This is a genomic window from Cytobacillus gottheilii, from assembly GCF_001636345.1.
In the GTDB taxonomy this organism is placed as follows: Bacteria; Bacillota; Bacilli; order Bacillales; family Cytobacillaceae; genus Cytobacillus; species Cytobacillus gottheilii.
On record NZ_KV440945.1, the window covers coordinates 2,405,855 to 2,419,937 of the forward strand.

General features: G+C 36.8%; 9 protein-coding genes. 7 read left to right on the forward strand and 2 right to left on the reverse strand.

Translation table 11 applies throughout. The features are described 5' to 3' along the window. Positions 1 to 226 precede the first annotated feature (226 nt). On the forward strand, positions 227 to 1,855 hold the full coding sequence (locus A6754_RS11650) for an ATP-binding protein (RefSeq protein ID WP_082851672.1): 1,629 nt from the start codon (positions 227 to 229) through the stop codon (positions 1,853 to 1,855). Then, positions 1,852 to 2,577, forward strand: coding sequence for a response regulator (locus A6754_RS11655; RefSeq protein ID WP_066445499.1), 726 nt, complete (start codon positions 1,852 to 1,854; stop codon positions 2,575 to 2,577). Before A6754_RS11650 ends, A6754_RS11655 begins: the two co-directional genes overlap by 4 nt. Positions 2,578 to 2,839: 262 nt before the next feature. Here A6754_RS11655 and A6754_RS11660 read toward each other — a convergent pair whose 3' ends face one another. Both A6754_RS11660 and A6754_RS11665 read right to left on the reverse strand, forming a co-directional pair. Then, complete coding sequence (locus A6754_RS11660; protein WP_066445501.1) at positions 2,840 to 3,856, reverse strand: NAD(P)-dependent oxidoreductase; 1,017 nt, start codon at positions 3,854 to 3,856, stop codon at positions 2,840 to 2,842. 204 nt (positions 3,857 to 4,060) lie between these two features. Then, complete coding sequence (locus A6754_RS11665) at positions 4,061 to 5,116, reverse strand: AEC family transporter (protein ID WP_066445504.1); 1,056 nt, start codon at positions 5,114 to 5,116, stop codon at positions 4,061 to 4,063. 482 nt (positions 5,117 to 5,598) lie between these two features. On the opposite strand from A6754_RS11665, the gene lpdA reads away from it, so the two are divergent. The 5 genes from lpdA to sucC all read left to right on the forward strand — a co-directional run bounded on the left by lpdA (position 5,599) and on the right by sucC (position 14,044). Next, positions 5,599 to 7,005 carry a dihydrolipoyl dehydrogenase gene (lpdA, locus tag A6754_RS11670; protein WP_066445508.1) on the forward strand — a complete coding sequence of 469 codons (1,407 nt, stop codon included), beginning with the start codon at positions 5,599 to 5,601 and terminating at the stop codon, positions 7,003 to 7,005. A 61-nt stretch (positions 7,006 to 7,066) separates the two neighbouring features. Next, positions 7,067 to 8,521, forward strand: coding sequence for a DASS family sodium-coupled anion symporter (locus tag A6754_RS11675; protein ID WP_066445510.1), 1,455 nt, complete (start codon positions 7,067 to 7,069; stop codon positions 8,519 to 8,521). Between the two features lie 57 nt (positions 8,522 to 8,578). After that, entirely contained in the window at positions 8,579 to 11,404 is a 2,826-nt protein-coding gene (locus tag A6754_RS11680; RefSeq protein WP_066445514.1) for a 2-oxoglutarate dehydrogenase E1 component, read from the forward strand. Between the two features lie 54 nt (positions 11,405 to 11,458). Next, positions 11,459 to 12,676: a 2-oxoglutarate dehydrogenase complex dihydrolipoyllysine-residue succinyltransferase gene (odhB, locus tag A6754_RS11685; protein ID WP_066445517.1), complete on the forward strand. Its 1,218-nt coding sequence runs from the start codon at positions 11,459 to 11,461 to the stop codon at positions 12,674 to 12,676. Between the two features lie 207 nt (positions 12,677 to 12,883). Beyond that, entirely contained in the window at positions 12,884 to 14,044 is a 1,161-nt protein-coding gene (gene sucC, locus A6754_RS11690; protein ID WP_066445519.1) for an ADP-forming succinate--CoA ligase subunit beta, read from the forward strand. The last annotated feature ends 39 nt before the right edge of the window (positions 14,045 to 14,083 follow it).

The window sequence follows — 14,083 nt, forward strand, 5'->3', positions numbered from 1 at the left end:
TATAAAAATATATTGATAAACTGGATAAAAACTTATTTAAACGATAATAATAAATTCCAATAATAGTTGACTCTTTTTAAAAGTTTTATTCCATTCTGCTGTTTTTGAAAAGTTCATAAAAATTTCACTCTTTATTGAAAGATATATAACAACTGTTGTTTCAGTATTCAAATATAGATATAGTTAATAAGTGTGAAATACCATCTCCCAAAAAGAGGTCATGCTAATGAAAGATAATAAATGGATATCAAAGCTTTCACTGAAAAAATTAACGATCTTACTGGTTTTAATATCAGTATTAGCGTCCTTGGTTTCATCGGCACTTTTTCTTCATTATTATATTACAGACCGAGAGCGTGAAGTTTTGACAGAGGAGATTAGAAATATTACGAGAGTTGTTGCAAAAGATACTAGAGTAATAAATGGATTAACTGAACCGTCTTCTGATTCTGACATTCAAAGATATGCATCTCAAATTGTTGAAGATACTGATTTAAGTTTTGTTGTGGTGCTGGATAATGATCTTATTCGCTATTCACATCCAGATGAAGATTATATTGGCAAGCAGTTTTCAAATACAGAGGATGCCAGTAAGGCATTAAATGGAAAAGAGCATTTTTCTAGAAATGTAGGTATCTTAGGAGAAGGAACCCGTTTTTTTACACCGATATTGAATGAAGATGGAGAGCAAATAGGAGTAGTATGTGCTGGTATAATTCAAGAAAATGTCAATCAGGAGCTTTGGGATGCACAAAAACGGCTCTACTTTGGATTAAGTATTGGTTTGTGTGTTGGCCTAATTGGAGCCATTTATTTGGCACAGCAGTTAAAGAATATTTTATTAGGCCTTGAACCTAGGGAAATTGTAGCAAATATAATGGAACGAGACATTATCATAGACTCTGTCAATGAGGGTATTATAGCTGTAACTCCAGAAGGGAAAGTTCTGCTTTCTAATAAGAATTTTATTAAATTAATGAAACTCGCTGAATTTTCGGGAGATTCAATAGGAGGTGGTGAGCTGGATCCAGATATTTTTGAAGTCTTCTTTAAAAAAGTATTTGAATCAGGACAACCCGTATTGAATCAAGTTATAGTTGTTAATCAGTTTGAATTTATTGTGAATATTAGCCAAGTGTATATAAAAGATTCTGTTTATGGAGCGGTCGCCACACTTAGAGATCAATCAGAAATGCAGCAATTGATTCGTGAGTTAAGTGGTACTGAACAATATATTGATTCACTGAGAGCTCAAAATCATAAATTTATGAATCAATTGCATACAATTCTTGGTTTGATTGAATTAAGAAAGTATGAAGATGTCACTCGTTTTATTCAAATTTTAGATGCTGATTATCATAGAGAAATCGGTTTTGTGACTGAAAAAATTAAATGTGCAGCAATTGCCGGCTTTTTACTAGGTAAAGTGAGCGAACTGAAAGAACAAGGAGTAAATTTACAAATTGATCCAGATTGTTTATTTGCTGATATGAAAATGGGGGAAATGCTCCATGATCTCCTTTTATCCATTGGTGTTTTAATAGATAATGCCAAGGAGGCTGTAATTGATTCAAAAAATAAACAAGTTAACTTTTTTCTTCGATACAATGAAGATGAAAATGTCATAATCATTGAAGTACAAGACACAGGTGTTGGCATTAGTGAAGAACTGATGGATTTAATTTTTGAACGAGGATTTTCAACAAAAGGCGGTTCAAGAGGATATGGTCTAGATGCTGTACGTTCAATTGTGAAACAATACAATGGTATTGTAGATCTTCAATCCATAGTAGATGTGGGAACTGTTTTCCGCCTTGAAGTTCCCTATGACCGAAAAGGACGTGGGCAAGAATGAAGGCTATTATTGTAGAAGATGACCCGATGGTTTCAGACATAAACCATCAATACTTGGAACGGTTTGAGTTTGAGATTATTGCCTCCGTTAAAAGTATCCCGGAATTATGGAATATTCTTAACAAGCAAATACCAGATTTAATTCTTTTAGATGTATACCTTTACGGTGAGACAGGTATAGATTTCTTACATGACATTAGACAAAAAGGAATTTCGATCCCCATTATTATGATTACAGCAGCACATGATATGGCAACAATTAAGAAGGCGCTAGATTTCGGTGTCATTGACTTTTTGATCAAGCCATTTACGTATAAGCGATTCAGCTTAGCGATCGAAAAGTTTTTTCAATACCATGATTTAATCACCAAACATAAAAAAACTGACCAAGCGATGCTGGACCAAATCTTGATTGGAGATGGAGAAATCACTTCTCATACAGCTGGTTATCAAAACATAGGACCACCAAGCTTACCAAAAGGAGTATCAAGACTTACCATGAAAAAGGTATTGGCAGCTATGAAGGAATATAATGAGACCTTTTCTACAGACGACATTGCGAAACAAGTTGGTTTATCGAGAATTTCTACAAAGAAATATTTACAGTTTCTAACTGAAATAGGGTATTTAACTGAAGAGTTAAAATATTTAACGGTTGGACGTCCAATCACAGTGTTTTCTATTAACTTTGATAGAGAACATTTGATTTTACCATATAAGTAGGTATTTTTTTCTAGTTTCTTAATAACAAATCTATTGTCTCTGCCAAGTTGAACTTGCCTTTAAAAAACACCCCGTAAATGTTAGTTTGGTGTCTAACATTTACGGGGTGTTACATTTTCATGAGCGTTCGGCTGTTTTAGATAATAGATTTACAGCTTAAAATATTTAGGGTTAACTCTAGTTCTGATGGATTTCTGCCAAGTTAATTTCAGGTAATACCTATACCCTAATTATAAGTGTTTACCTAAATTAAATGAAATTTTTATTTTACTGCAGATATTTCCACAAGGTTTTTAGTCTGCCCTGTTGTTATCATTTCATGAAAGTTAAGGTAGCTTGTTTCAATCATGTTTGTTAATGCTTCATCTGTGTAAGAACCAATGTGTGGGGTAACAAGGACCCTTGGATATAAACTAGTTAACTCTTTAACAGTAAAATCTAAATCTGTATTATCATTGTCAAATTTCTTAAAAAAGATTTTCTCTTCGTTTTCAAAAACGTCAGTAGCAAAGCCGTGCAGCTTTCCACTTTTTAATGCTTCTAAAATTGCTTCATTATCTTGCAATTCTCCACGAGCAGTATTTATGAGAATTGATTTATCCTTCATCTTGTTCAAGAAATCATGATTAATCATTTTTCCATTTTGACCTGCAATATACGGAATATGAATACTGACAATATCGCTTACTGATAATAATTCGTCTAATTCTAAGAAGGTAACAGTTTTCTTAGCTTCCTCACTTTGAAATACATCATATCCTACAACCTTAGCTCCTAGACCTTTAAACAATTTGGCTTCTGTTAAACCAATCTTGCCCAAGCCCAGCATTCCAACTGTGCAATTCCGTATTTCTTTACTGAACATATTCGTATCTACAGTAAAATCGTTATTTGAAGTTTTTTCAATTGTATGAGCAGTATTTCTTAATAATGTCATAGCCAATGTCAGTGCCAGCTCAGCAATTGCATTTGGTGAATAAGAAGGTACATATGCTACCGGTAAATTGTGTTCTGCTGCAGCTTGAAGATCGATATGACTATAGCCTACAGTACGAGTAAACAAATATTTAACACCAAAACTTTTCATTTTCTCGATATTTTGTCTGTCTGCCTTACAATTTGCTCTTAATAAGACTGCATCCTTTCCTTGAGCTGTGTCAATATTCTCATGAGTAAGCAGTTCAGGAACAAGCGTTAAATCAAAATTATACTTATTTAATTTATTGAAATATTCTACCTCATTTTCACGAACACCGTAGCAAACAACTTTTAAAGTCATAGTATTAATCTCCTTTTGCGTTTTGTTAGTTTTTTAATAAAAATAATTATATAAACAGTGTGTAGGACACATTTTTGAAACAATTGCTCATTGGTGAGCAAGCTAATGTAAAGTAATTGTGTCCTAACCTGGTATTTTAGAGGTTTTTCCATGTTAATGGTGCAAATCATTCATCATAATGAGTAGATAAATGATACAAGCTGTCTAAAATGCGAAGATTTGGCCGATTGTATTGATAATAATAATCCATATAGGAATTAGAATGACGGCAGAAAGGGTTGACAATAGTGATGCGTTGGAAGCGAGTACCGCATCCTTGTCGAAACTAATTGCATATGCTGCACAAACTGTTGCAGTTGGCGTCGCCATCATAATGACAACTGTTCCTAATAGAACTCCACTTAAAGGCATGATGCCAACAAAGTTTAATAAAAGTAATAATACAATATTAATAGAAGGAACCATGATGATTTTATTGAAACTATAGAACCAGGATACTTTATTTGTCATGGCCGATTTAAAATCAACAGATCCTAATGTTGCACCAATTGCTAGCCAAGCAAGCGGTGATGCAAGACCAGCCAAATATGTCAATGGTTTATGCAGCCAGACTGCGGTTTGATCAATCCGTAAAAACGCAACTTGTGAGGCGACACCAGCTTCTGTTGAAACAGTAACTTGCGGGATATAACTTTGGAACATCCAAATGAATAAACCGGCAAATGTTGCAAGAACAATTGGATTTAAAAACATTTCTTTAATGTTTCGTGTTTCCATTTTCAGCCCACTCATTTTGATATAACCATATGAATATAGGAAAATACGATAGCCAATATTAAAGATGGATGCATATAAAACGCCCTCAGCTCCATAGATTGCTCCAACAATTGGTATACCAAAGAATGTAGTGGATCCAAAGATGGTTAAAATCCGAAGGGTGTCTTGCTGATCACCTTTAAACTTCATATACATTGGTTTAGTAAGGACAATGAGTATGATATAAATGGCTAATCCCCAGATTAAAATATTTATTCCTTCACTTAAGGTTCTCTCATCAATGTCCTGCATAAAAGCATTAAAAGCCAAAGCAGGTAAAGCAACAGTTAATACTACTTTTGAAAGAATTTTTCCTACTTGATCATTGAAAATCCCTTTCTTTCTGCAAAAGTACCCAAGCATAATAATGAATAATGTGGAAGTGATCGCACTAACAATATTCATATCGGTTACAGTGGTACGGATTACTTCTAATAGATTCATTGAGAATTCCTCCAGAATTTTAATGTGAATCATTTCACATAGTTGGTTATAATTTTATCGCCGGCTTGATTACAAATTAAATATATATCGTCTGCAAAAAAGAAAATATAATTTGGAATTAAAGTAAATTACGTAACAAAAGTAATTTTCGTAATTTATGCAACTTAAAAAGTGCGATTATTCACAATCTTGGTTTCGATACTTGCGTAAGCACTTACATAAGTTACATAATCTAGCGTAATCATTTTTAACACTTTAGAGTTATTGGTGAAGGTATACTTTCAAAGATTCTAAATGATCTGCACGAATAAGGGTACGCAAAAGTGTAAACATGTTAAATGAACAACTTAAATAGTAATCCTTAGTCTGCACCTTTCAAAAAAGCCATAAAGGCAGAAATCTTTCGGTAAAAAGATAGCGATTTCATATTAATGTAATCTTTAAAACAGCATGTATCTAGTGCATGGGTAGGAGGAAGAATCATGAAAGAAATTGATCAGTATCAGACTGGAATACTTATTATTGGAGCAGGACCTGGAGGCTATGTGGCAGCGATACGAGCTGCACAGCTTGGACAAAAGGTAACTATAGTAGAAAAGGAAAATTTAGGCGGAGTTTGCTTAAATGTAGGATGTATTCCTTCAAAAGCTCTTATTACAGCAAGTCATCATTATCATAATACGAAGCACTTGGATGTATTTGGTGTTAAGGTATCAGATGTAGAAGTAGATTATACCAAAGTTCAAGCATTCAAAGATGGTGTAGTTAAGAAACTAACAAGCGGTATTGGTACTTTACTAAAAGGCAATAAAGTTGAAATTGTTAAAGGTCAAGCAGAGTTTACAGACACACACAAAGTTACGATTAAAAGCTCAGAAGGCGAAAAGATATATTCGTTTGAAAACGCAATCATAGCGACAGGCTCACGTCCGGTAGAGCTGCCAACTATGAAATTTTCCAGCAGAATTTTAGATTCTACTGGAGTATTAAATTTGAATGAACTCCCTAAGAGTATGATTGCTGTTGGTGGAGGTGTTATAGGGGTTGAACTAGTTGGTGCCCTAGCTAATTTTGGTGTGAAGGTGACAATTTTAGAAGGTCAAAAAGACATCCTTGGCGGTATGGATAAGCGTCTTACTTCTATTGTTTCTAAAGGGTTAAAGAAAAAAGGTGTAGACATTTTAACGAATGTTAATGTAGAAGCTGCTAAAGATCAAGAAGATCATGTAGAAGTTGAGGCTGTGATTGACGGAGAAAAGCAAACATTAAAAGCTGATTACCTGCTCGTGAGTGTTGGCAGGAAACCTAACACAAATGCTCTTGGTTTAGAGAATATTGGTATTGCACTTTCAGAAAGAGGTTTAATTGAAATAAATGAGCAGTGTCAAACCTCACTTTCTCATATATATGCAATTGGCGATATCGTGCCGGGACCTCAATTGGCTCATAAAGCTTCATATGAAGGAAAAGTAGCTGCCGAAGCTATCTCAGGGCATCCTGCTGTTATCGATTATAAATGTATGCCAGCTGTTGTTTTTTCAGAACCAGAAATTGCTGTAGTTGGACATGATCCAAATAGTGCAAAAGAAAAAGGAATTGAAGCGGAAGGTGCAAGGTTCCCATTCGCCGTGAATGGCAGAGCGATTGCACTTAATGAGACGGAAGGTTTTGTGCAGCTTGTCACAAGAAAAGATAATGGAGTGGTGATCGGCGGCCAGATTATCGGGGCAAATGCATCGGACATGATCTCCGAACTAGCATTGGCAATTGAGTCCAGTTTAACAGCTGAAGATTTGGCATTAACAGTCCATCCGCACCCAACTTTAGGTGAAATTGTGATGGAGGCTGCTGAGCTTGCTACAGGTAACCCTATCCACCTAGTAAAATAATGTACTCTTTCACATCCTGTTAAGCCAGTAGAATATTATGTCTTATAAGGGGAAATAACCTATGAAAATAAATAAAAATTATTTTGTCATTCTTGCTTTCGTCGTTTTCCTGATTATTATACTCCTTCCAAATCCGGAAGGTTTACCGGTAGCTGGTCAAATAGCACTAGGTATTCTTGCTTTAGCAGTTATCCTTTGGATGACTGAAGCAGTATCTTATACGGTGAGTGCAGCCATTATTTTGACATTGATAGCCGTATTTATCGGACTTGCTCCGACAGTAGAGGATCCGTCTCAAATCTATTCAACAGGAGGCGGATTGAAATTAGCTCTATCTGGCTTTAGTTCATCTGCTGTTGGCCTTGTTGCAGGAGCAACCTTTATTGCTGCTGCAATGGAAATCACTGGTCTGCATAAGCGTTTAGCCTTATTTATTATGTCTAGAGTGGGAACCAAGACCAATAGCTTAGTGTTTGGTACAATTCTTGTCAGTATTGTACTCGCATTATTCGTACCAAGTGCAACGGCAAGAGCAGGTACCATTATTCCAATCTTGCTCGGTATTGTAGCAGCATTTAAATTAGCTAAAACAAGCCGACTGGCAGCCTTATTGCTTGTTACAGCTGTTCAAGCTATTTCGATTTGGAATATAAGTATTAAGACTTCTGCTGCTCAAAACATGGTAGGTCTAGGATTTATTGAACAAGCGTTTGACACAACTGTTACATGGGGACAATGGCTCTTATATGCTGGTCCTTGGTCAATATTAATGTCCATCGTGCTGTACTTTCTAATGGTTAAGTTGATCAAGCCTGAAGTAAGCGAGTTAGAAAATGGTAAAGAGATTATTGGAAAACAATTAAAAGATCTTGGAAAAATTACTTTAAAAGAATGGAAGTTAATCGTCATTTCTCTCTTACTTCTTGCTTTTTGGTCAACAGAAGGAGTTTTACATCCACTTGATTCGACAACGATCACTATCATTGCAGTTACTGCTATGCTAATGCCGAAAATAGGGATTTACTCTTGGAAGGAAGTCGAAAGTAAGATTCCATGGGGAACGCTTGTTGTTTTCGCTCTAGGTATTTCTCTAGGGTCAGTGTTATTGGAAACACAAGGTGCTGCATGGCTATCTGATAATACGTTTAGTGCACTAGGATTAACGAATCAGCCACTAATTGTTATTATCATGATTCTTTCCTTGTTTAATATCATTATCCATCTAGGATTTGCAAGTGCGACGAGTCTTGCTTCGGCTTTCATACCGATTGTTATTGCTTTAGTAGCTTCGATGGAGACTACTTTCAACGGACCAGGACTTGTGTTAATTCAGCAATTTGTTATCAGTTTTGGATTCCTGCTGCCTGTAAGTGCACCGCAAAATATGCTTGCCTACGGTACAGGCGCCTTTACAACCAAAGATATGTTAAAACCTGGATTGCCGATAACTATCATTGGTTTCATTCTCATTGTTGTCTTTAGTATGACATACTGGCAATGGGTTGGATTATTGTAAAAATGGTTTGAACACTTTATTTTTAGCTGAAAAAATTGTTAAGGATGTGTGAAATATATGAATAACTTTCAAAGTCCGTGGAGTGAGTTTTCAGGACCTAACCTTGGCTATTTGTTAGAACAATATGATCTATATTTACAATCCCCAGAAATAGTAGATGAAAGCCTGGCAGAACTGTTTGCTAAATGGGGACAGCCAAAAGCTAGTAGCCAGCAGGAGGTAAAGGGATCTGAGGCATCAATTATTCAAAACCTTAAGAACCTCAGCCTTGTGTTAAAACTTGCAGCAGATATTAGAGAGCGAGGACACTTATTAGCTGATATCTATCCTTTGGAAGATAGAGAAAATAAAGATCTTTTCTTATTAGAACGCTATGGTTTAACAGAAGAAACGGTTAGAGAAGTTCCGTCAGAATTGATTTGCTCTGAATGGAAAGATGAAGTCGCTGACGGTTTTGAAGCCATTCAGAAGCTGTTAACCATCTATACTGGAAAAATTGGTTATGAAGTTCTTCATGTTGAGCCAGGCGAAAGAGAATGGCTCCTTGAGCAAATCGAAATTGAAAAGGCAGAAGTACTTACAGTAGATAGAAAGAAACAGTTGTTAAGAAAACTATATGAAACTGAAGGGTTTGAACAGTACCTTCATAGAACTTATGTTGGAGCGAAGCGTTTTTCAGTTGAAGGTCTTGAAATGCTTATTCCTTCAATTGAGGAATTGGTTAGCTTAAGTGCTCAGGAACAAGTGGAAGATATCGCAATTTCTATGGCTCATCGAGGCAGATTAAATGTTCTAGCACATGTTATTAAGAAACCATATGAAGCCATTTTTTCACAGTTTCAACATGTTAAATGGTTAAATGAAAGCGAAGATTATCTTGAAACGAGCGGCAGCACCGGAGATGTAAAATATCATATGGGTGGCAAGAATAAGAGAATAGTGGATGACCGACAAATTAATGTTACTCTTGCCTACAATCCAAGTCATTTGGAGTATGCTGGAGCCGTAGTTGAGGGAGTAGTTAGAGCTTTACAAGAAAATAGAGATCAAAAAGGGTATCCTGTGCAGGATACGTCTAAAGCAATCCCTCTTCTAATCCATGGTGATGCAGCATTTGCTGGTCAAGGTGTTGTAGCTGAAATGTTCAATTTTGCAGGTACAAACGCATATCAAACTGGTGGTACTATGCATATCATTGCCAACAACCGAATTGGATTTACAACGGAAGGAAGAGATTCACGATCTACATTATATTCCAGTGATTTAGCGAAGGGATATGGAGTTCCTGTATTTCATGTTAACGCAGACGATCCAGAGGCATGCATACGAGTCATGAAGCTTGCATTTGCTTACCGTCAAGCGTTTAGAAAAGATGTAGTGATAGATTTGATCGGTTACAGAAGACTTGGCCATAATGAGATGGATGAACCGATGGCAACAAATCCGCTTATTTATCAGCTGGTGCGCAGTCATCCAACCATAACTGAATTATATAAAAAGCAATTGTTAGCTGAAAAATCTTTTACTGAGGATGAAATTAATGCAGTTCAATCTGAAGTGATGGCCGAAATTAAAGGCGCAGCTGAAAGAATGAGTCCTGATCATGATGAACCGCTTTATATTTCAGAATTGCAGGAAAAAGTTGTTTATAATGAAAAAGCACTTTTAGAAATAGATACAACTGTAGAGGCAGAGACTTTAGTTTCTATAAACAAAAGTTTGCTGAAATGGCCGGAGAATTTTAATACGTTCGGCAAACTAGAGAAAATCTTAATGCGTCGTCTAGATGTGTTCGAGAAAAAAGCGAAAATCGACTGGTCTCATGCAGAAGCCTTAGCATACGGGTCTATTATAAAAGATGGAATTCCAATCAGATTAACAGGGCAGGACTCTGAACGTGGGACATTCTCACATCGTAATATTGTCCTGTCAGATGAATTAGCTGGAAATAAGTATTGCACTTTACACCAAATAGATTCAGCGAATGCTTCTTTTGCAGTGCATAATAGTACACTTACTGAAACAGCAACACTAGGTTTTGAATATGGTTATAATCTTGGTGCACCAGAAACTCTGGTAATGTGGGAAGCGCAATTTGGCGATTTTGCTAACTGTGCTCAAGTAATCGCAGACCAATTTATATCCTCTGCTAAAGCGAAGTGGGGGCAGAATTCTGGGCTAGTCCTTCTTCTGCCACATGGATATGAAGGGCAAGGACCAGAGCACTCAAGTGCAAGACTAGAGCGTTATCTTCAGCTATCAGCTGAAAACAACTGGAGTGTAGCAAATCTGTCTTCCTCAGCACAATATTTTCATCTCTTAAGAAGACAGGCTGCTACTCTAAACACAGATTTAGTTAAACCACTAGTGTTGATGACGCCGAAAAGCTTATTACGTCATCAGTCTGCAGCTGCTGAGTTAAACGAGTTTACTTCGGGTGAATTTCATCCGATTATTGAAGAGCCTAATTTGGGAGCAAACCTAGAAAAGGTAGAAAAAATAGTATTTTGTTCAGGCAGATTGGCAGTTGAACTGTCAGATCAAGTATCTAAGAAAGATCAATATGAATGGCTGCAAATTATCCGTATAGAGGAATTATATCCATTCCCAGAAAAACAAATTTTAGAATGCCTATCAAAATATAAAAACGTAAAAGAGGTTAGCTGGACACAGGAAGAACCAAAGAACATGGGAGCATGGAGCTATATTGCACCTAAATTACAAGGTCTTTTCCCTGATAAATTAAGGGTTGAATATAACGGAAGACCAGAAATGTCTAGTCCTTCTGAAGGAGACCCGGCTGTTCATAAGAAAGAACAACAAAGAATTATTAACAATGTTTTAACTTTGACAGCAGCTTCTAAAGATAAAGTTAAGCAATAGTTCTACATTAGAACAAAGTTATATGAAAATAAACAATTAAAGGATGTGTAAGAAATGGCAGACGTAATTATTCCAGAATTAGCTGAATCAATCACAGAAGGTACCATTGCACAGTGGCTCAAGAATCCAGGTGAACGAGTTGAAAAGGGAGATTATTTATTAGAATTAGAAACAGATAAGGTAAATGTAGAAATTATCGCTGAGCATAGTGGAGTTCTGCAAAATACTATAAAAGCATCTGGTGACACAGTCCAAGTTGGAGAAGTAGTCGCTCAGATAGAAGAAGGATCTGCTGAGAGTGCTGAGGCACCAAAAGAAGAAGCTAAGACTGAAGCAAAAACAGAAGCTCCAAAACAAACTCAAACACCGGCAGCTACTCATGACTATCCTGCTTCTCCAGCGGCACGAAAGCTTGCTAGAGAGCGAGGGATTGACTTGAGCCAGGTACCTGTGGCAGATCCACTGGGAAGAGTAAGTAAACAAGATGTTGCCAATGCTGGAAAAGCTCCAAGTCCAGCTCCTGCATCAAGTCGTTCTTCGGAAGAAAAGAAACCAGCAGAAAACCCTGCAAAACCGGTTGAAAGACAAAAAATGACTCGCCGCAGAGCAACCATTGCGAAAAACCTTGTTGAAGTTCAGCAAACTGCTGCAATCTTAACTACTTTTAATGAAGTAGATTTAACAGCAGTAATGGAATTGCGCAAGAAGAGAAAGGATGACTTCTTGGCTGAGCATGATGTGAAGCTAGGATTTATGTCCTTCTTTACAAAAGCTGTTGTTAGTGCCTTAAAGAAATATCCATTATTAAATGCCGAAATCCAAGGCAACGAATTGGTTATCAAGAAGTTCTACGACATCGGTGTTGCTGTATCTACCAATGACGGATTAGTTGTTCCGGTTGTAAGAGATGCGGATCGCCTAGGATTTGCCGATATTGAAAAAGAGATTGGTAGACTAGCATTGAAAGCTAGAGATTCTAAGCTTGCACTTTCAGACCTTCAAGGCGGTTCATTTACTATTACTAACGGCGGCACATTTGGATCCTTATTATCCACGCCGATTCTAAATGCTCCACAAGTAGGTATTCTTGGGATGCACACGATTCAATATCGTCCTGTTGCAGTGGATCGGGAAACAGTTGAGATCCGTCCAATGATGTATATTGCATTATCATATGACCACCGAATTGTTGATGGAAAAGAAGCAGTAGGATTCTTGGTGCGTATTAAAGAATTGCTTGAAGACCCTGAGAAATTTTTATTAGAAGCATAAGGTTCTTTGAATCATTAAGCCTAGTGTAAGGTATCACCAGACTATAGTTTGAAATGTCCTTACACTAGGATGATGAATATATATGCAGTAAAAAAAGGAATTAAAACGCCGTTACATGATAAATGGTGCTTTAATTTGGGGAATTTTATTTCTAGCTGCAACATACAAATTTTCTAATTTTCTTAGAAAGATTGAGGGAGGAAAGTCATGAATATTCATGAGTATCAAGGAAAAGAAATTCTTAGGCAATATGGAGTAGCTGTTCCAAATGGACACGCAGCTTTTACTGCTGACGAGGCTGTGAAAGCAGCTGAATCACTTCAACAAGGTGTTTATGTTGTTAAAGCGCAAATCCATGCAGGTGGAAGAGGTAAAGCAGGCGGAGTAAAAATTGCTAAGAGCATTGAAGAAGTTCGCCAATATGCTGAAGAATTACTCGGAAAAACACTCGTTACGCATCAAACTGGTCCTGAAGGAAAAGTAGTAAACCGTCTTCTAGTTGAAGAGGGCTGCGACATCCGGAAGGAATATTATATTGGTCTTGTTCAAGATCGCGCAACTTCAAGAGTGGTATTAATGGCATCTGAAGAAGGCGGAATGGATATTGAGGAAGTAGCAGAAGAGACGCCAGAAAAAATCTTTAAAGAAGTTATTGACCCTGTTGTTGGTTTAACAGCGTTTCAGGCAAACAGACTTGCTTTTAACATCAATATTCCGGCAAAGCTAGTGAGACAAGCTGTAAAATTTATGATGGGACTTTATAAGGTTTACATCGATAAAGACTGTTCAATCGCTGAAATCAACCCTCTAGTTGTAACAGGTGATGATAAGGTTATGGCTTTAGATGCTAAACTGAATTTTGATGGCAACGGATTGTTCCGTCAAAAAGATATTTTAGAACTAAGAGATTTTGATGAAGAAGATCAAAAAGAAATTGAAGCATCTAAATATGACTTAAGTTATATTTCTTTAACTGGAAATATCGGCTGTATGGTTAATGGTGCAGGCTTGGCAATGGCGACAATGGATATTATCAAGCACTATGGCGGAGACCCGGCTAACTTCCTTGATGTTGGGGGCGGTGCTACAGCGGAAAAAGTTACTGAGGCATTCAAAATTATTTTATCCGACCAAAATGTAAAAGGTATTTTTGTAAATATTTTTGGCGGAATAATGAAATGTGACATTATTGCGAATGGTGTGGTAGAGGCCGCTAAGCAAGTTGGGCTGAATGTACCGCTTGTAGTAAGACTTGAAGGTACGAACGTTAAGGAAGGTAAGCAAATTCTTGCAGAAGCAGACATCGATATTATTTCTGCGGATTCCATGGCAGATGGAGCGCAGAAAATCGTAGAACAAGTACGCTGAAAAATGGAAGGCTAAGTAGCATAATTAGGAAGGAGATCT